This window comes from Pseudomonas sp. TE21394, assembly GCF_054057835.1.
Genome location: NZ_JBSRZR010000001.1, coordinates 4,586,385 through 4,604,142 on the forward strand (window position 1 = coordinate 4,586,385; position 17,758 = coordinate 4,604,142).

Annotated in this window: 16 protein-coding genes and 1 pseudogene; 13 read left to right on the forward strand and 4 right to left on the reverse strand. The window is 64.7% G+C overall.

Features of this window, described 5'->3' with window-relative positions:
• Nucleotides 1–5: 5 nt before the first annotated feature.
• Complete coding sequence (locus ACVWZT_RS21085) at nucleotides 6–779, forward strand: IclR family transcriptional regulator (protein ID WP_457471173.1); 774 nt, start codon at nucleotides 6–8, stop codon at nucleotides 777–779.
• 21 nt (nucleotides 780–800) lie between these two features.
• On the opposite strand, the pseudogene ACVWZT_RS21090 reads toward ACVWZT_RS21085, so the two are convergent.
• Together ACVWZT_RS21090 and ACVWZT_RS21095 are read right to left on the reverse strand one after the other, a co-directional pair.
• A pseudogene (locus tag ACVWZT_RS21090) lies at nucleotides 801–1,711 on the reverse strand (LysR family transcriptional regulator).
• A gap of 33 nt (nucleotides 1,712–1,744) precedes the next feature.
• Nucleotides 1,745–2,401 (reverse strand): HAD family hydrolase, encoded by a 657-nt coding sequence (locus tag ACVWZT_RS21095; RefSeq protein ID WP_296233558.1) that lies wholly within the window; start codon nucleotides 2,399–2,401, stop codon nucleotides 1,745–1,747.
• A gap of 99 nt (nucleotides 2,402–2,500) precedes the next feature.
• Here ACVWZT_RS21095 and lexA point away from each other — a divergent pair, with 99 nt between their 5' ends.
• The 4 genes from lexA to ACVWZT_RS21115 are packed head-to-tail and all read left to right on the forward strand — an operon-like array spanning nucleotide 2,501 to nucleotide 8,231.
• Complete coding sequence (gene lexA, locus ACVWZT_RS21100; protein WP_457471174.1) at nucleotides 2,501–3,109, forward strand: transcriptional repressor LexA; 609 nt, start codon at nucleotides 2,501–2,503, stop codon at nucleotides 3,107–3,109.
• A complete protein-coding gene (gene imuA, locus ACVWZT_RS21105; RefSeq protein WP_296233553.1) occupies nucleotides 3,109–3,729 on the forward strand; it encodes a translesion DNA synthesis-associated protein ImuA in 621 nt (206 codons plus the stop codon). Before lexA ends, imuA begins: the two co-directional genes overlap by 1 nt.
• Nucleotides 3,730–3,735: 6 nt before the next feature.
• Nucleotides 3,736–5,154 (forward strand): Y-family DNA polymerase, encoded by a 1,419-nt coding sequence (locus ACVWZT_RS21110; protein ID WP_457471177.1) that lies wholly within the window; start codon nucleotides 3,736–3,738, stop codon nucleotides 5,152–5,154.
• On the forward strand, nucleotides 5,151–8,231 hold the full coding sequence (locus ACVWZT_RS21115; protein WP_457471178.1) for an error-prone DNA polymerase: 3,081 nt from the start codon (nucleotides 5,151–5,153) through the stop codon (nucleotides 8,229–8,231). Before ACVWZT_RS21110 ends, ACVWZT_RS21115 begins: the two co-directional genes overlap by 4 nt.
• 95 nt (nucleotides 8,232–8,326) lie before the next feature.
• Here ACVWZT_RS21115 and ACVWZT_RS21120 read toward each other — a convergent pair whose 3' ends face one another.
• On the reverse strand, nucleotides 8,327–9,148 hold the full coding sequence (locus ACVWZT_RS21120) for an aldo/keto reductase (RefSeq protein ID WP_457471180.1): 822 nt from the start codon (nucleotides 9,146–9,148) through the stop codon (nucleotides 8,327–8,329).
• Complete coding sequence (locus tag ACVWZT_RS21125) at nucleotides 9,136–10,041, reverse strand: LysR family transcriptional regulator (protein ID WP_296233547.1); 906 nt, start codon at nucleotides 10,039–10,041, stop codon at nucleotides 9,136–9,138. The genes ACVWZT_RS21120 and ACVWZT_RS21125 overlap by 13 nt, the downstream gene beginning before the upstream one ends.
• A 140-nt stretch (nucleotides 10,042–10,181) precedes the next feature.
• Between ACVWZT_RS21125 and ACVWZT_RS21130 the strand changes: the two genes are divergently transcribed.
• The 8 genes from ACVWZT_RS21130 (at nucleotide 10,182) to ACVWZT_RS21165 (ending at nucleotide 17,753) form a co-directional block, all read left to right on the forward strand.
• Complete coding sequence (locus ACVWZT_RS21130) at nucleotides 10,182–10,880, forward strand: CoA transferase subunit A (RefSeq protein WP_457471182.1); 699 nt, start codon at nucleotides 10,182–10,184, stop codon at nucleotides 10,878–10,880.
• A 35-nt stretch (nucleotides 10,881–10,915) separates the two neighbouring features.
• Nucleotides 10,916–11,572, forward strand: coding sequence for a CoA transferase subunit B (locus ACVWZT_RS21135; protein WP_186674200.1), 657 nt, complete (start codon nucleotides 10,916–10,918; stop codon nucleotides 11,570–11,572).
• Between the two features lie 191 nt (nucleotides 11,573–11,763).
• Nucleotides 11,764–13,182 (forward strand): short-chain fatty acid transporter, encoded by a 1,419-nt coding sequence (locus ACVWZT_RS21140; RefSeq protein ID WP_296233543.1) that lies wholly within the window; start codon nucleotides 11,764–11,766, stop codon nucleotides 13,180–13,182.
• Between the two features lie 99 nt (nucleotides 13,183–13,281).
• Nucleotides 13,282–13,824 carry a helix-turn-helix domain-containing protein gene (locus ACVWZT_RS21145; RefSeq protein WP_457471185.1) on the forward strand — a complete coding sequence of 181 codons (543 nt, stop codon included), beginning with the start codon at nucleotides 13,282–13,284 and terminating at the stop codon, nucleotides 13,822–13,824.
• 249 nt (nucleotides 13,825–14,073) lie between these two features.
• Entirely contained in the window at nucleotides 14,074–14,250 is a 177-nt protein-coding gene (eppA, locus tag ACVWZT_RS21150) for an EPS-associated small membrane protein EppA (protein WP_289135584.1), read from the forward strand.
• A 226-nt stretch (nucleotides 14,251–14,476) separates the two neighbouring features.
• Nucleotides 14,477–15,031, forward strand: coding sequence for a polysaccharide biosynthesis/export family protein (locus tag ACVWZT_RS21155; protein WP_296233540.1), 555 nt, complete (start codon nucleotides 14,477–14,479; stop codon nucleotides 15,029–15,031).
• Between the two features lie 24 nt (nucleotides 15,032–15,055).
• Nucleotides 15,056–16,171: a hypothetical protein gene (locus ACVWZT_RS21160; protein ID WP_296233538.1), complete on the forward strand. Its 1,116-nt coding sequence runs from the start codon at nucleotides 15,056–15,058 to the stop codon at nucleotides 16,169–16,171.
• Nucleotides 16,172–16,190: 19 nt separating this feature from the next.
• On the forward strand, nucleotides 16,191–17,753 hold the full coding sequence (locus ACVWZT_RS21165) for a GumC family protein (protein ID WP_296233536.1): 1,563 nt from the start codon (nucleotides 16,191–16,193) through the stop codon (nucleotides 17,751–17,753).
• Nucleotides 17,754–17,758 lie beyond the last annotated feature (5 nt).

Consider the following 17,758-nt stretch of genomic DNA (forward strand, 5'->3'; position numbering starts at 1 on the left):
TTCCTATGGGGATCACGACAGACACAGGCGGTGTGCGTTCGGTGGAAAGGGCGCTGGCCATCGTCGACCTGCTGGGAGAACACCAGGCCCTGGGCCTGGAAGAACTGCATTACCTGACGGCGCTGCCCAAGGCCACGGTATCGCGCATGCTGGCCACCCTGCAGGAGCAGGGCTGGGTCTACCGTGGCCTCAGCGACCGGCGTTACCGCCTGAGCGCCCGGCGCCTGTTCGGCGACCGCCAGTTGCGCTTCAAGCGGCGTCTGGTGGAAAGCGCCGCGCCCATGCTGCTGGAGCTGAGCGAGCGCACCGGGCTGGTCGCCGACCTGTCGTGCTTCGACGGCGAGCGCCTGGAAGTGATGGAGAGTGTTGTTCCGCAAATATTGCGCAAGCGCTACCCGCACACCTGCCAGATCGTCGGCCACCATGCCAGCCTGTTTCACTCGGCGATGGGCCGGGCATGCCTGGGCGAGTTGGCAGAGGCTGAAGTGCAGCGCCTGGCGGCCCACGAGCAGCTCGGCGACGAGGCGGTGCTGCGTGATATCGAGGAAGACGCCAGCAAAGGGTTCGGCCAACGAACCGAAGGGCACTGGGAATACCCGGTGCGCTTGCCGTTCCTGATCCGGGCGATCGCCTTGCCGGTGCATGCCCAAGGGCGCCTGGTGGGCAGCATTGCCTTGCACTGGCCATTGGACCAGGCACCGGTGGAGCGGGTGTCGAGCCTGCATCTGCGCAGCCTGGCGACAACGGTGGGCGAGGTGCAGCGGGCTTTGACGATTTGAGGAAACCGAAAAAATGCCCAGTCAGCGCTCCAGGCTATACATCCGGCATTCCGCCAACAGTGCCAACAGGTTCGGCTCCCGCTCCCGCGCCTTCAGAAACACCACACCGATATGCTGCTGCACGCGATACTGCGGCTTCAGGGCGATCAACCTGACCCGGTTTTCGTACACCGCCGCAATACGCCCGGGCAGCAGGGCAAAGCCCACGCCCGAGCTGACCATGCTCAGCAGGGTGAAGATGTCGTTGACCTGCATGGCCACCTTGGGCTCGAAGCCGGCCTGCTGGAACACCCGTGGCCATCGCGGTGGGTGGCGAAGCCTTGGGTCAGGGTGATGAAGGTGGAGTCGGCCAGGTCGGCCAGGTCCACCTCGGCCTGCCCGGCAAAAGGCGAGTCGGTGGGCACGGCGAGGAAAATGTCGTCGGAGAACAGCGGCAAATGCGCGCAGGCCGCGTCGCTGACGCTTTCGTCGAGCGAAACGAGAATGGCCTCCAGCTCATGGTTTTTCAGGCGTTGCAGCAAGTCGACGTTGGAGCCCAGGGTCAGGTCGATATTGAGTTCGCTGCGGCGCAGCTTCAGGCCCATGACCAGCTTGGGCACGGTTTTCACCGTCAGCGAGTAGAGCGCCCCCAGGCGGAACCGTTCGGCATAGAAGCCGGCAGCTTCACGCGTCTGGCGCACCATCTGCTCGGCGTCCTGGATCAACTGGCGGGCTTTCTTTTCCAGCACATAGGCGCTTTCCAGTGGGATCAGCTGGCGGCCTTCGTGCTTGAACAGCGGGCAGCGCAGCGCGCTTTCCAGCGAATGGATGGCGCGGTGCACGCTGACGGCGCTGGTCGCCAGCTCGGCGGCGGCGCGGCCAAGGTTGCCGGTGCGCATGAAGGCGAGGAAGGTTTCCAGCTTCTTGAGGGTCAGTTCTTCGTCGATGAGCATGGCTCGAGCGCCTTTTGCAGGAGCGGCGTCAGGTCACTGCATGGCCTTGATCAACGCCCACAATGCGGTGTCGTTGAAATCTTCGATCACCAACCCGGCCCCCGCCGCCAGCAAGCGTTCCGGCGTCTGGGTCGTGGCCACGCCCACGGTGAAGATCCCTGCGCCACTCGCCGCCGCCACCCCTGGCAGCGAGTCCTCGAAGGCCAGTGCCTGCCCGGCCTCGGCCCCCAACCGCTGCAACCCGGTCAGGTAGGGCAGCGGGTCCGGCTTGGGCCGCGCCAGTTCTTCGGCCACCAGCACGTGCTCGAAGTGCCGGCCCAGGCCCATGGCGCCCAGCATGTGTTCGGCATTGAGCCGCGGTGCGTTGGTCACCACGCACAGGCCCAGCGCATGCGCGCGGGCATGTTCCAGCAGGCGCAGCAGGCCCGGCATCGGCTCCAGGCTGGGTGACAGGGCGCGGAACAGCGCCTCCTTGCGCTCGGCCAGTGCCCGGCATTGCTCGGCACTGGCGCCAACAAACAGCTCGGCGAACAGCTCGCCGTTGGCGCGGCCGCTGACCTGGGCCTCGAACTGTGCCTGGCTCAGTTCGCGGCCGTCATGCTCGTGCAGCAACTGGCGAAACGCCTGCAGGTGCAAGGTGTCGGTGTCGGTAAGGGTTCCGTCGAGGTCGAATAGCAGGGCAGTCAGCATTGGGTATCCAGATAAAAAACACGCGCCTGGGCATCATAGCGAAAGCTGACGACGAAGGGGGCTGTTCAGCGTGCTCCGGAAAGAGTACAAATGTGCTCCATGGATACTCTGACCCCCAAACGCCGCGCGATCCTCGACTTCATCCGCGAGCGCATCGCCGACCACGGCCAGCCACCGAGCCTGGCCGATATCGCCACGCGCTTCGGTTTCGCCTCGCGCAGCGTCGCCCGCAAGCACATCACCGCCCTGTGCCAGGCCGGCTACATCGATGTCACGCCGAACCAGGCGCGCGGCATTCGCCTGGCCGAACCGCTGCGCCGACCGGAAATCCTCGAAATACCGGTGCTCGGCCAGGTGGCGGCAGGCGCCCCCATCGGCCCGGACCTCGACATCCACGAGCAGTTGCTGCTCGACCCCAGCCTGTTCCGCCGTACCCCTGATTACCTGCTGAAAGTGCGTGGCGACTCGATGATCGACGACGGCATCTTCGACGGCGACCTGGTCGGCATCCTGCAGCAGGCCGACGCCCGCGACGGGCAGATCGTGGTCGCGCGCCTGGACGGTGAAGTGACCATCAAGCGCCTGCAGCGCCAGGGCCGCGGTTACCGGCTGTTGCCGCGCAACCCGGCTTATGCGCCCATCGATGTCCGCCCTGAACAGGCGTTCTTCATCGAAGGCGTATTCTGCGGCTTGCTGAGGCGTGACTGATGGGCGCGGTGGTCGACCTCGACCGGCTGCTCGACCAGCGCCGGGTATGGCGCGGCCGGCAGGCCCAGGCGCGGCCGCAGGGGCTGCAGCCCACCGGTCATGCCGCTCTCGACGAACGCCTGCCGGAAGGTGGTTGGCCGGCAGCGGCCCTCAGCGAACTGTTGCTGGCCAGCCCCGGCTGTGGCGAATTGCAATTGCTGTGGCCAACGCTGGCGCGCCTGAGTGCCGACGCTGGCCGGGTGGTGCTGGTGGCACCGCCCTTCATTCCTTACGCCCCGGCCTGGCAGGCTGCCGGGGTGGACCTGCGCTGGCTGGTGCAGGTGGACGCCGAACCTGCCGATGCCTTGTGGGCTGCCGAACAGTGCCTGCGCTCCGGCAGTTGTGCGGCGGTGCTGTGCTGGCCGGAACGGGCCGATGACCGCGCCCTGCGGCGCCTGCAGGTGGCCGCCGAAACCGGCCAGGCACTGGCCTTTGCCTGCCGGCCGCAACAGGCAGCGCACAACCCTTCACCCGCCGCGCTGCGCATTGCCATCGACACCCGCCCGGCGCAATGGCGTGTGCTGAAAAGCCGGGGCGGCATGCCACCGGCGCTGCCCATCGCCTGCCCGGGGCGGGGCTGATGCATCATGCTCTGGGCCTGCATCCTGTTTCCGCAGCTGGCGCTGGACACGGTCCTGCGCGAGCGTGACGACCCCGATACCCCCTTGGTGCTGCTTGCCGGGCCGACCCAACGCCGGGTGCTGCAGGCGGTCAACCCGGCAGCGGCCGCCCTCGGCTTGCGTGCCGGGCAAACCCTGACCGCCGCACGCGCCCTGGCCGAGGGCTTCAGTTGTGTCGAAGCCGACCCCAGGCGCATCGATCAGGTGCAGCAGTTGCTGGCGGCCTGGGCCTACCGCTTCAGTGCCCAGGTCAGCCTGCACTACCCACGCGCGCTGTTGCTGGAGGTGGGCTCCAGCTTGCAACTGTTCGGCCCCTGGCCGGCGTTCGAGGCACGCCTGCGTCAGGAACTGGCGGAGCTGGGACTGCGCCAACGCATCGTCCTGGCCAGCAACCCGGTGGCGGCGCGCATGCTTGCCAACGGCCACGATGGCCTGGCTGTTGGCGATGCCGATGCCACCCGGGCGGCGCTGCTGGGCATGCCGATCGAGCGTATCGGCCTGCCGGCGCAGGCTGCCGAGGCCTTTGCGCGCATGGGCCTGCGCCAGTTGGGCCAGGTACTGGCCTTGCCCCGCGATACCTTGGCCAGGCGCTTTGCGGCCCAGGTGCAGCTGCACCTTGACCAGTTGCTTGGCCTGCGCAACCTGGGCCTGGCCTTCTACCAGCCACCCGACCGTTTCGAAACCCGGCTGGAGCTGAACTTCGACGTCGAATCACACCAGGCCCTGCTGTTTCCGTTGCGGCGCATGCTCAACGACCTGGCCGCCTTCCTCGCCGGGCGTGATTGCGGCGTGCAGCGGTTCTGCCTGCACCTGGAGCACGCCGACGGGCCGGACACCTTGCTCAAGGTGGGCCTGCTGGCCGCCGAACGCGATGCCGCAATGCTGTTCGAGCTGGCACGCGGGCGCCTGGAACCGCTGCGCATTCCCGCGCCGGTGCGCAACCTGCGGCTGGTGGCTGAGGACTTGCCACCGTTCGTGCCGCAGCACCAGGCGTTGTTCGACCCACGGGCGCAACAGGCGCAACCCTGGGAGCAATTGCGTGAACGGCTGCGCGCGCGCCTTGGCGATGACGCGGTCAAGAGCCTGAGCGTGGCCGCCGACCACCGCCCCGAATGCGCCTGGCAGCGGGTAGAGCAGGGCGGCCCGGGCAGCTTGCCGGTGGCCCCTGGCAGCCGCCCGGGCTGGTTGCTGGCGGCGCCGATGAGGCTGGACGAAACCTGCTACCGCGTGCAGGGCCATGCCGAGCGTATCGAGTCGGGCTGGTGGGATGGCGGTGACGTGCGCCGTGACTACTACCGCATCGAAACCCGCGATGGCCTGCGTGGCTGGGCCTACCGCGACCTGAGCCAGGCTGGCCCGTTGTGGCTGCAAGGCTGGTTCGCATGAGCACCCCGGGTTATGCCGAACTGCATTGCCTGTCCAACTTCAGCTTCCAGCGCGGCGCGTCGAGCGCCGACGAGCTGTTCCGCCGTGCGCGCGAGCAGGGCTACCAGGCCTTGGCGATCACCGACGAATGCACCCTGGCCGGCATCGTCCGGGCCTGGCAGGCGGCCAGGAAACACCAGTTGCAGTTGATCGTGGGCAGTGAAGTCCAGTTGCAGGACGGCCCCAGACTGGTGCTGCTGGTGCAGGACCTGACGGGCTACCAGAGCCTCTGCGCGCTCATCACCCGGGCCCGGCGGCGCGCGCAGAAGGGCGAATACCAGCTGTTTCGCGATGATCTGCTGCAGCACCAGCATGGCCTGCTGGCCCTGTGGGTGGCCGATGACGGCACCGATACCGCCACGGGGCAATGGCTGTACAGCGTGTTCGCTGAGCGCCTGTGGCTGGCCGTGCACCTGCACCGCGGCAGTGACGATGCCCTGCACCTCGAACGCATGCGCAGCCTGGCCGCAAGGGTCGGCATCCGTGCCGTGGCCTGCGGTGACGTGCACATGCACGTGCGTGGCCGCCGCGCCTTGCAGGATTGCATGACCGCCATCCGCCAGCACTGCCAGGTGGCCGAGGCCGGGCGCTTTCTGTTTGCCAATGGCGAGCGGCACCTGCGCAGCCAGGCGCAACTGGGCGAACTCTATCCCCCCGAACTGCTGGCCGAGACCTTGGCCATCGCGGCGCGCTGCCAGTTCGAGTTGAGTGAGTTGAAGTACCAGTACCCTCGCGAGCTGGTACCCCAGGGCCATACCCCGGCGAGCTGGCTGCGGGTACTGTGCGAGCAGGGGTTGCCGTTGCGTTGGCCGCAGGGCCCGAGTGGCAAGGTACGGGATGTGCTGGCCAAGGAGCTGGCGCTGATCGAGGAGCTGGGCTACGAGAGCTATTTCCTGACCGTGCACGACATCGTCGCCTTCGCCCGCAGCCAGGGCATTCTTTGTCAGGGCCGGGGGTCGGCTGCCAATTCGGTGGTGTGTTTCGTCCTCGGCATCACCGAACTCGACCCCATGGAGCACCGCCTGCTGTTCGAGCGTTTCCTCTCGCGCGAGCGCAACGAGCCGCCGGATATCGACGTGGACTTCGAGCATGACCGCCGCGAGGAAGTGATCCAGTATGTGTTCCGTCGCTATGGCCGGCACCGCGCGGCACTCACCGCGGTGGTCAACACCTACCATGCCGCCGGTGCGGTGCGGGATGTAGCGCGGGTGCTGGGGTTGCCGGCCGACCAAGTGGATGCCCTGGCCAAGTGCTGTGGCCGCTGGAGCGATCGCATACCCGATGACCAGCGCCTGGCCGAGGCCGGTTTCGAGGCGGGCAGCCCTGCGCTGCGGCGGGTGCTGGTGCTGGCCGGTGAGTTGATCGGCTTCCCCCGGCACCTGTCGCAACACCCGGGCGGTTTCGTCATTTCGCAGCAACCCCTGGACGAACTGGTGCCGGTGGAAAATGCCGCGATGCCGGAGCGTACGGTGATCCAGTGGGACAAGGACGACCTGGACATGGTCGGCCTGCTCAAGGTCGACGTGCTGGCATTGGGCATGCTCAGCGCCCTGCGCCGTTGCTTCGACCTGTTGCAACGCCACCGTGGCCGGAACTTGACCCTGGCGACCATTCCCGGCGAAGACCCGGCCACCTACGCGATGATCAGCCGCGCCGAGACCATGGGCGTGTTCCAGATCGAGTCGCGTGCGCAGATGGCCATGCTGCCTCGGCTGCGCCCGGTAACCTTCTATGACCTGGTCATCGAGGTGGCGATTGTGCGCCCCGGGCCGATCCAGGGGGACATGGTCCATCCTTACCTGCGCCGACGCCTGAAGCAGGAGCCGGTGACCTACCCCTCGCCGCAGCTCAAGGCCGTGTTCGAGCGCACCCTGGGGGTGCCGTTGTTCCAGGAGCAGGTGATGGAGCTGGCCATGGTCGCCGCCGACTACAGCCCCGGCGAGGCCGACCAGTTGCGTCGCAGCATGGCTGCGTGGAAGCGCCATGGCGGCCTGGAGCCGCACCGCGAGCGGCTGGTGCAGGGCATGTTGCGCAATGGCTACGCGCTGGCGTTCGCCGAGCGCATCTTCGAGCAGATCAAGGGCTTTGGCAGCTACGGCTTCCCGGAATCGCACGCGGCCAGCTTTGCCTTGCTGTGTTATGCCAGCAGCTGGCTCAAGTGCCATGAACCGGCGATCTTTACCTGTGCGCTGGTCAACAGCTGGCCCATGGGTTTCTACAGCCCCGACCAGTTGCTGCAAGAAGCCCGGCGCCAGGGCATTGCGGTCAGGCCGGTGGATGTCTGCCACAGTGATTGGGACTGCACGCTTGAACCTGACGCGGGCGAGGCCCTGGCCATCCGCATGGGTTTGCGCCTGGTGCGTGGTTTTGCCGAGGCCGATGCCAGGCGCCTGGTGCAGGCGAGGGCGCAGCGGGCATGGCGCGATGTCGAGGACGTGTGCCTGCGCGCCAGGCTCGACGCGCGTGCCCGCGCCCAGCTGGCCGATGCTGGCGCGCTGCGCGCCCTGGCTCGTGATCGCCATCAGGCGCGCTGGCAGGTGGCGGCGGTGCAGCCGCAGCTGCCCTTGTTCGCCGACGTGGAAACCGTGCCGGAAGGCGACGTCGAACTGCCTGTCCCCAGCCTGGCGGAGAACCTGATGGCTGATTACCAGACCTTGGGCACCACGCTTGGGCCGCATCCGTTGGCCTTGTTGCGTTCACGTCTGAGGGCGCTGGGCTGCCGCAGTTCGCACGAACTGCAAGGTGTCGAGCATGGTGACAACATTGCCGTGGCCGGGCTGGTGGTGGGCCGCCAGCGGCCGCAGACGGCCAGTGGCGTGACCTTCGTCACCCTGGAGGACGAGCACGGCATGGTCAATGTCGTGGTGTGGCGCGACCTGGCCGAGCGGCAGCGGCGGGCGCTGGTGGGGGCGCAGTTGCTCAAGGTCAGCGGGCGGCTGGAGCAGGCCGACGGAGTGCGCCACTTGATTGCGCGGCGGCTGGAAGATGTCAGCCAGTTGCTGCAGGGGCTGGAGGTGCGCAGCCGGGATTTCCATTAAAGCACTACGGGTACCCCCGTAGGAGCGGATTTATCCCCGAAGCAGGTGACGTGGTGACCGCTCCTACAAGGATCGCGTTCGATTCGTGCCTGTCGCTAGACCATCGCCAGGTGCTGCTTGCGCGTCGGCGGCGGGAACGCGCGGTCGATCGCCCGCAGGTCCTCGCTGCTCAAGGTCAGCGAACCCGCCGCCGCATTCAGCCGCACATGCTCGGGTGTCACGGCCTTGGGGATGGCGATCACCCCGTCGTTGCGGGTCACCCAGGCCAGGCTCACCTGGGCCGCCGTGGCGCCGTGTCGCTCACCGATTTGCGCCAGCACCGAGTGCTGCAAAAGGCGCCCAGCCTGGGCGAGCGGGCAATAAGCCATGGTCGGCAGGGCGCGCTGTTTGCACCACGGCAACAAGTCGAACTCGATGCCGCGCTGGGCCGGGTTGTACAACACCTGATTGGTCGCGCAATCGGGGTTGTGCAATTCGCGCAGGTCGTCGACATCGAAGTTGGACACGCCCCAGCGCCTGATCTTGCCTTGCTCGCGCAAGCGCTCGAATGCATCGACAGTTTCTTCCAGCGGGTGCTGGCCCCGCCAGTGCAGCAGGTACAAATCGATGCAATCGGTGCCCAGGCGCGCAAGGCTGCGTTCGCAGGCGGCTGCCATGCCGCGCCGGCTGGCATTGTGCGGGTAGACCTTGCTGACCAGGAACACCTGGTCACGGCGCCCGGCAATGGCCTGGCCAACGACCGTTTCCGCGCCGCCTTCGGCATACATCTCGGCGGTGTCGATCAGGCTCAGGCCAAGCTCGATGCCTTGTTGCAGCGCCGCCACCTCGGCCGCCCGGCGGCCTGGATCTTCACCCATGTACCAGGTGCCCTGGCCGATGGCCGGAACGCTCGAACCTGCCAGTGTCATGTAACGCATGTCACCTCCGGAATGCGGGTATTGGAAAGCAACACCTCGAGCAGCGCCTGCGCCGCCGTGGAAAGCCTGTGCTCGCTGAGGGCAATCACGCCAATGCGGCGTTCGACCGTCGGCTCGACCAGGGGCACGCAGCGGGCACCCAGCTCCTGCATCTGGTTGATGCACAGCGCCGGTACGGCACTCACCCCCAGGCCGCTGGCAACCATGCGGCCGATCGTCGAAAGCTGGTGGCTTTCGAACGCCACCGCCAGTTTGCCGTGCCGTGCCGCCACGTTCTGCTCCATCAACAGGCGCACCGCCGATGGGCGCTGCAGGGCCACGAAGTCTTCGGCCAGCAGTTGCACCCAGCTGACCTGGGGCAATCGGGCCAGGGGCGAGTCGGCAGGCACCACGGCGACGAAGCGGTCCATGTACAGCGGGTGAAAGTCCAGGCCATCGATGTTGTCCGGCTCGAAGCCGATGCCCAGTTCGACGCGGCGATGGCGCACCAGTTCCAGTACCTGCTCGTTGATCACATCGTGCACGGTGACGTTGACCTTCGGGTAGCGCTGGCGAAACACCTTGAGCGAATGCGGCAGCAGGTTGCCAGCGAAGGCCGGCATGGCCGCCACCGACACCCGGCCCAGTTGCAGGGTGAAGCGCTGGCGCAGCATCTCTTCGGTGTCGTCCCAGTCGGCCAGCAGGCGCCGGGCCAGCGGCAGCAGCACCTCGCCCTCGGCGGTCAGGCTGACGCTGCGGGTGGTACGGCTGAGCAGGGCACCCCCCAGGTTTTCTTCCAGGGCCTTGATGGTCAGGCTCAGGGCCGGTTGCGAGACATGCAGGTGTTCACCGGCCTGGGCGAAGCTCTGGTACTTGGCCACCGTGACAAAGGCACGCAGTTGCTTGACGTTCATGACTGGCCTGCTGGTTGTTTTGCAAAAATTATCAATCGATGATGAAAACAAAATTAACAAATCAGTCGCTTGCGGTGAAGATGTCGTCACACGCTCACCGACAGCCTCGTCGGTTCAACAACTACAAAAGGCGGATCAGCATGGCCGGACTGGACAAGCGCGTTGCAACCTATGAGCAGGCCCTCGAAGGCCTGACCGACAACATGACGGTACTGGCAGGCGGTTTTGGCCTGTGCGGCATCCCGGAAAACCTCATCAGCGAAATCAAGCGGCGTGGCGTCAAGGGCCTGACCGTGGTCTCCAACAACTGCGGCGTCGATGGTTTCGGCCTTGGCGTGCTGCTGGAAGACCGGCAGATTCGCAAGATGATTGCCTCGTACGTAGGCGAGAACGCCGAATTCGAACGCCAGCTGCTCAGCGGCGAGCTGGAAGTGGAACTGACCCCGCAAGGCACCCTCGCCGAGAAGATGCGTGCTGGCGGTGCCGGCATCCCGGCCTTCTACACGGCCACCGGCTACGGCACCCCGGTAGCCGAAGGCAAGGAAGTGCGCGAGTTCAACGGCCGCAAGTACATCCTCGAACAATCCATCACCGGTGACTTCGCCATCGTCAAGGGCTGGAAGGCCGACCACTATGGCAACGTGGTGTACCGCAACACCGCGCAAAACTTCAACCCGCTGGCAGCCACCGCCGGCAAGATCACCGTGGTCGAAGTGGAAGAGATCGTCGAACCCGGCGTGCTGCTGCCCAGCGAAGTCCATACCCCGGGCATCTACGTCGACCGCGTCATCGTCGGCACCTTCGAGAAGCGTATCGAAAAGCGCACCGTCAAGGCCTGAGCGCCGTCCAGCAGAACAACAAAGAGACCCTGACCATGGCACTGACCCGCGAACAGATGGCGCAACGCGTCGCCCGTGAATTGAAAGACGGCTACTACGTCAACCTTGGTATCGGCATTCCGACCTTGGTGGCCAACTATGTGCCCGCCGACATGGATGTCATGCTGCAATCGGAAAACGGCCTGCTCGGCATGGGCGAGTTTCCGACTGAAAGCACCCTGGATGCCGACATGATCAACGCCGGCAAGCAGACCGTCACCGCCCGTCGTGGCGCCTCGATCTTCGACTCGGCGCAATCCTTCGCCATGATCCGTGGCGGCCACGTCGACCTGACCGTGCTCGGTGCCTTCGAGGTGGACGTGCACGGCAACATCGCCTCGTGGATGATTCCGGGCAAGCTGGTGAAGGGCATGGGCGGCGCCATGGACCTGGTAGCCGGTGCCGAGAACATCATCGTCACCATGACCCACGCCTCCAAGGACGGCGAGTCCAAGCTGCTGCCGCAGTGCAGCTTGCCGCTGACCGGTGCCGGCTGCATCCGCAAGGTGCTGACCGACCTGGCCTACCTGGAAATCGAAGACGGCGCCTTCATCCTGCGCGAAACCGCGCCGGGGGTGAGCGTTGAAGAAATCATCGAGAAGACCGCAGGCAAGCTGATCGTACCGGATGACGTGAAGGAAATGACCTTCTAGGCATTCGCCGCACATTGCCCCTGTAACAGCGGCCTTGTGCCGCCAGAGGGCTGCGACGCAGCCCCGCGATTTTGGCATCGACGCCGAGATCGAGGGGGCCGCTTCGCGGCCCTTTGGCGACACAAGGCCGTTGCTACAGGGGTTTTGCGTTTGCTGATGTTTCCGATAATACCAACAAGAGGAATTGAACCGTGGCCGCTGAAATCCAAGACAGTCGCTCCGCCCGCTTTGCCTTGCGCTGCTCCAACTGGGCCGAACGCTGGTTCCCTGACTCCTGGGTGTTTGCTGCTCTGGCAGTGCTGCTGGTGTGCATCGGCGCGCTGGCCATGGGCGCCAAACCGACCGATACCGCCAAGGCCTTTGGCGATGGCTTCTGGAGCCTGATCCCGTTCACCATGCAAATGGCCTTCGTGGTCATCGGCGGCTACGTGGTGGCCAGTTCGCCGCCCGCCGCACGGCTGATCGACCGCCTGGCGCGCATTCCCGGCAATGGCCGCTCTGCGGTGTGCTGGGTGGCGCTGATCTCGATGCTGGCCTCGCTGCTCAACTGGGGCCTGTCGCTGGTGTTCGGCGGCCTGCTGGTGCGCGCCCTGGCGCGGCGTACCGAACTGCAGATGGACTACCGCGCTGCCGGCGCCGCCGCCTACCTGGGGCTGGGCGCCGTCTGGGCACTGGGCCTGTCGTCTTCGGCTGCGCAACTGCAGGCCAACCCGGCCAGCCTGCCACCCTCGATCCTGTCGATTACCGGGGTGATCCCGTTCACCGAAACCATCTTTCTCTGGCAGTCCGGGGTGATGCTGGCCGCGCTGGTGGTGGTCTCGCTGGTCATCGCCTACGCCACCGCGCCAGGGCCGAACAGCGCGCGCAGCGCCCAGGACTGCGGGGTCGACCCCAGCTTCAGCGCGCCACCGGCGCCGCAGCGCACCCGTCCGGGCGAGTGGCTGGAGCACAGCCCGATTCTGATCCTGCTGCTGGTGGCGCTGGCTGCCGGCTGGCTGTACCAGGAGTTCGCCAGCAAACCGGCAATTACCGCCATCTCCGGGCTGAATACCTACAACCTGCTGTTCATCATGCTCGGTGCCTTGCTGCACTGGCGCCCGCGCAGCTTCCTCGATGCAGTGGCCCGTGCGGTCCCGACTACCACCGGGGTGTTGATCCAGTTCCCGCTGTATGGCTCGATCGCGGCCATCCTCACCCAGGTAAAGGGCGTCGATGAACAGACCCTGGCCCACCACATTTCCGTGTTCTTCACCCAGGTTGCCACGCATGACACCTACGCCGTGCTGATGGGGGTGTATTCGGCAGTGCTGGGCTTCTTCATCCCCTCCGGGGGCGGCAAGTGGATCATCGAGGCACCCTACGTGATGCTGGTGGCCAACGACCTGCAGTACCACCTCGGCTGGGCGGTGCAGATCTACAACGCCGCCGAGGCGTTGCCGAACCTGATCAACCCGTTCTACATGCTGCCCCTGCTGGGTGTGCTGGGGCTCAAGGCACGTGACCTGATCGGCTTCTCGTTCGTGCAGTTGCTGGTGCATGTGCCGCTGGTGCTGGTGCTGCTGTGGGCGCTGGGTACCACACTGCAATATGTGCCGCCGGTCATGCCATGAAGTTCGACAGCAGGTGTGGGGCTGCGTAGCAGCCCCAGCATTTCCTCGGCAGTACACGTATCATTGCCAGGCCGCCTTCGCCTGGGAAACCCGCGTCACATGTCTATCCGATTGAAACTGCTGCGCAAGAAACTGGGGATGACCCTGGAAACACTGGCCGAAAAGACCGCCATGACCAAGAGTTACCTGTCCAAGGTCGAGCGTGGCCTGAACACACCGTCTATCGCCGCCGCGCTGAAACTGGCGCGGGCGCTCAACGTCAATGTCGAAGAACTGTTCGCCGAAGAACAGGCCGGCCCGGGCCGCTACAGCCTGGTGCGCCATGCCGAGCGTCAGGCCCTGGTGGGCGACGGGACCGGGCCGGGCTACGCGGCCCTGACCAGCCAGGTGGGGCAACGCAGCCTGTTGCCGTTCCTGATCCAGCCGCCGCTCGAGTTCAGCGACCCCACATTCAAGGAACACCTGGGCGAGGAGTTCCTGTTTGTCCATAGTGGGCAGGTAGAAGTGGATTTCATGAACGAGCGGGTCCTGCTGGAGCAAGGCGATGCCCTGCATTTCAACGCTCAGACCCCGCACCGGTTACGCTCGGTGGGGCCACTGCCGGCGCAATTGCTGGTTGTTGTACACCACACCGAGGAATGAACGACGGGGCCTTGTGTCCAGGCTTCGGCTGTTCTCACCGATGAAACGTTGCCGCCAGCCGGGGCACACGCTGACGCACAATCTGCCTGTCGGCATTTTGACGAGCTGGCCATGTGCTCATTGAATTTTATTATTGTGTCGGATCATTGACGCAGTGGGTTTGTGCTCATAAGCTCAATTCAACAGCCCAACAACTCCCGCAACACCACGCCAATAACTCATTGAATTTCCTCTTTAAAGGAGGGGCGTATGCGCACGGCTCTGATAATCAAGGCGATGTTTTTGCTGGCGTTGTTAAGTGGCGCGGCGCGCGCTGCGGATTTATACATCAACCAGAACAGTATCATGCCTGTTTCAACCGCAGGTTGGTTGTTTGCCTTTGCTGTCGTGGGTTTTGTGGCGGTCGCCAATAGAAGGAAAATCTGAGCCTGCCGCGGGCTTCCTTGTCAATTTGCCAACCGTTGCTATATTGCCAGTAGCCCCTGAAGGTCCATGGTTGCAAACAATGCAACTCAGGCTGCACAGCGTCAAGGTAAGGGCGTCAAGGAAGGTGAGGCCGTCGCGGCGAGTGTAGGCCGCAAAGCGGAGCGAGAGTTGGCGGGCTGTTCTCATTCAGTGCTCTTCGTCGGGCCTTTGGGCCGGAGGGACCCTCATGCTGCGTTCAATGTTTGCCGTGCTTTGCCTGTTGGCGGTTTGGTCTGGTGCCGGCAATGCCGAGCCGAACAGTACCTACCTGCTCAGCCCCGGCGATGTGGTGATGGTTTCGGTGTGGCAGGAAGACAGCCTGCGTCAGGAAGCCACCGTATTGCCCGATGGCAGTATCACTTTCCCTCTGGCCGGGCGCATCGAAGTTGCCGGGCTGGATGTGACGGCGGTTGAAAAACAAGTTGCCGCCAAACTCGAAAAATTCCTCCCCGACCCGAACGTCAGCGTTGTCGTCAAGAGCATCGCCGGCAACCTGGTCTATGTACAAGGCAAAGTCATCAAGCCCGGGCCGGTACAAATGGCCGGCCCTACCGCAGTGCTGCAGGCGCTGAGCATGTCGGGTGGCCTCGACAAGTTTGCCGATGAAAGCGAAATCAAGGTGGTGCGCGGTACCGGCACTTCCCAAAAAATACTGCCTGTGCGATATAAAGACCTGGTGTCTGGCAGGGATATGTCTACCAACATCCAACTTCAGGCTGGCGATACGCTGGTCGTTCCTTGATCTCGCCTTTAATAAGAACATTTGATGCCTCTTCTTAGAACAACTCGCATTGCAACGGCAATCCTGGTATTGCCATTTACGGACGCGGTGCTGGCGGCAAATTGGCAGTCGACGGTAGTAGTACCAACTTCGGTCGAATATGACAGCAACCCGTTGCTGCTGTCGTCGGGAGAAAAGGGCATAACGCGCACGATCATCGCGCCCGATTACACCCTGATCGGCACCTTCGATCGTGACGAACTGCGGTTGGGGCTGGGCATGCATGTGATGCGCTCGTCCGATACGGCAGTGGTGGACAACCGTGAGGACCCTGATGTGAGCCTGGGCTGGCAACGCCAGACCGAACGCGGGCGTTTTGGCCTGCTGGCACGTTACAACGAAAGCTCGACGTTGTCGGGAACGGTGCTGGATACCGGCGTGGTCACCACCGATGGCACGCAGAAGCTCTATACCTTGAGCGGCAACTGGAGCCAGGCCGTTACCGAGCGCAGCACGTTGAGCAACGAGACCACCTACAACCGTGCCCGTTATGACATCAGTACGCTGACGGGTTACGAGGAACTGGGCAACGTGTTCACCTGGACCTACGCCTGGAGCGAGCGGGCTGATGTGTATAGCCGCTTCGGTGTCCGGCGTTACGAGCCCGAACAGGACCAGACGGCGACGGCCTCGAACAGTTACAGCCCGGCGGTCGGGGTGAAGTATCAGTTGTCCGAAAGCTTCAGCGCCGATGCGCACGTGGGGGCCACTCAGGTCTCTGGTAGCGAAGGTGGCGGGCGCGGGGAGGGTGGTGTCGCGTTGCTGTACACCGGAGTGCGTGCGCTTGCCAGCTTCACCGCCGAACGCAGCACGGTAGCCAGCGCCGAAGGCGGCTTCGCGGAACTGGACCAGGTGCGCGGTGTATGGAGCTATGCGCTCGGTGAGCGCACCCGGGTAGGTGCCGATGCCGCCTGGCAGGACAGCAAAGGGCAGACGCCCAACACCCTGCAGACCTACAGCGTGTGGGCCAGCCGCGAGTTTTCGCCGTACTGGGACCTGCGCCTGTCGCTGATGTACAAGGAACGGCAGCAGGATCACGAAGCCGATGCGAGCGCTACGATCGTGGGTTTGACATTGACGTACAGGTACCCCGACATCTGAACTTCAGGTAGGTGGCCCCATGAAGTCCGATTACGAGCTGTCCCTCAGAGATTACATCGCCATAATCAAGGACCGGGCCCTGCTATTGGGGGGCAGCATCGTAGTCATTCTGGCGGCGACCGTCGCAGTTGCCGTGATGGTGCCACCCATTTACCAGGCGACCGGCACCATCCTGGTGGAGTCGCAGCAGATTTCACCCGAACTGGTCTCGACCAACAACACCAGTTTTGCCGATGAACGCATCGAGGTGATTCGCCAGCGGGTGATGACCCGCGAGAACCTGTTGCGCATCATCGGCAAGTACAACCTGTTTGCCGACCACCGCTTCAGCGAAAGCGACCGGATCGAGCAGATGCGCAGTGCCACCGTGGTCCAGAGCCTCACCACCTATGTACGCGGGCGCGGTGAAGCGACCGTGGCGTTCAATGTGTCGTTCGAGCACCGCCAGCCGGAAGTGGCCAAGGAAGTCGCCGACGAACTGGTCACGCTGTTCCTCAACGAGAACCTCAAGCAGCGCACCGAGCGCGCCAACGAAACCACCGAATTCCTGACCCAGGAAGCGAACAAGCTGGGGGCCGAGCTGGCCAGCCTGGAGAACCAGCTGGCGGACTTCAAGCAGGCCCATGCCAATGCCTTGCCCGAGCACCAGACCCTGCGCATGAACATGCTGTCGCGCTCGGAACTGGAATTCCGCGAGGTCGACCGTGACTACAAGGCCGCCCAGGAAGAGTTGCGTTACCTGGAACTGGAATTGTCTGCGGCCAATGCCGGGCTGGCCACCAAGGCCGTCGATGGCCCGCGGATGGCCGCTGCCGATGAAGCCCAGGACCTGCCAAGCCTGAAGGCCGAGTATGCCCGGCTGCTGAGCCGCTACAAGGAAGCTCACCCCGATGTGGTGGCGGTCAAGCGCAAGATCCAGGCCCTCGAAGCCAGCGGCAATGCCACGGCGGCGGTTTCCACCAGCAGCCTCGACGCTGCCCGTGTGCGGGCCAGGATCAGCGCGGCACAGGTGCGCATCGCTTCACTGGCCGAGCAGAAGCGCGAACTGACCAGGAAGATGGAAGGCTACGAGGCCGAGATTCTCGAGGCGCCGCAGGTCGAGCGGGGCCTGGTCACGCTGATGCGTGACCATGACAACGCGCGCAAGAAGTATGAAGAAATCCGTGCCAAGGAAATGGGCGCGAAGATTACCGAAAGCCTCGAGCAGGAAAACAAGGCCGAGCGCTTTGTCCTGCTGGAGCCACCGTTGCTGCCGGAGAAGCCGGTCAAGCCCAACCGCAAGAAGATCGCCGCGCTGGGCCTGGTGCTGGCACCGGCGGGCGCTGGGGCGCTGGTGATGTTGCTGGAAATGTTCAACCAGCGCATTCGCGGCGTCGGTGCTCTGGAGAACCTGCTGGGCCGACGGGTGCTGGTGGCGCTGCCGTATATCGACACCAAGGCCGACGTGGCCCGGCGCAGGCGTTGGCGCAACTGGCTGTTGCTGGCGGCGTTGGTGCTGGTAGCTATCCTGATAGTGCTGGTGCACGTGTTCTACATGCCACTGGATGTGCTGCTGTTGAAAGTCATGTCTCGGTTTGCATAAGGAAG

Excerpts from the sequence above, each read along its gene's own strand:
- ACVWZT_RS21085 (WP_457471173.1), top strand. The coding sequence starts at position 6 with ATGGGGATCACGACAGACACAGGCGGTGTGCGTTCGGTGGAAAGGGCG.
- ACVWZT_RS21095 (WP_296233558.1), bottom strand. The coding sequence starts at position 2,401 with ATGCTGACTGCCCTGCTATTCGACCTCGACGGAACCCTTACCGACACC.
- lexA (WP_457471174.1), top strand. The coding sequence starts at position 2,501 with ATGGATACTCTGACCCCCAAACGCCGCGCGATCCTCGACTTCATCCGC.
- imuA (WP_296233553.1), top strand. The coding sequence starts at position 3,109 with ATGGGCGCGGTGGTCGACCTCGACCGGCTGCTCGACCAGCGCCGGGTA.
- ACVWZT_RS21110 (WP_457471177.1), top strand. The coding sequence starts at position 3,736 with ATGCTCTGGGCCTGCATCCTGTTTCCGCAGCTGGCGCTGGACACGGTC.
- ACVWZT_RS21115 (WP_457471178.1), top strand. The coding sequence starts at position 5,151 with ATGAGCACCCCGGGTTATGCCGAACTGCATTGCCTGTCCAACTTCAGC.
- ACVWZT_RS21120 (WP_457471180.1), bottom strand. The coding sequence starts at position 9,148 with ATGCGTTACATGACACTGGCAGGTTCGAGCGTTCCGGCCATCGGCCAG.
- ACVWZT_RS21125 (WP_296233547.1), bottom strand. The coding sequence starts at position 10,041 with ATGAACGTCAAGCAACTGCGTGCCTTTGTCACGGTGGCCAAGTACCAG.
- ACVWZT_RS21130 (WP_457471182.1), top strand. The coding sequence starts at position 10,182 with ATGGCCGGACTGGACAAGCGCGTTGCAACCTATGAGCAGGCCCTCGAA.
- ACVWZT_RS21135 (WP_186674200.1), top strand. The coding sequence starts at position 10,916 with ATGGCACTGACCCGCGAACAGATGGCGCAACGCGTCGCCCGTGAATTG.
- ACVWZT_RS21145 (WP_457471185.1), top strand. The coding sequence starts at position 13,282 with ATGTCTATCCGATTGAAACTGCTGCGCAAGAAACTGGGGATGACCCTG.
- eppA (WP_289135584.1), top strand. The coding sequence starts at position 14,074 with ATGCGCACGGCTCTGATAATCAAGGCGATGTTTTTGCTGGCGTTGTTA.
- ACVWZT_RS21155 (WP_296233540.1), top strand. The coding sequence starts at position 14,477 with ATGCTGCGTTCAATGTTTGCCGTGCTTTGCCTGTTGGCGGTTTGGTCT.
- ACVWZT_RS21160 (WP_296233538.1), top strand. The coding sequence starts at position 15,056 with ATGCCTCTTCTTAGAACAACTCGCATTGCAACGGCAATCCTGGTATTG.
- ACVWZT_RS21165 (WP_296233536.1), top strand. The coding sequence starts at position 16,191 with ATGAAGTCCGATTACGAGCTGTCCCTCAGAGATTACATCGCCATAATC.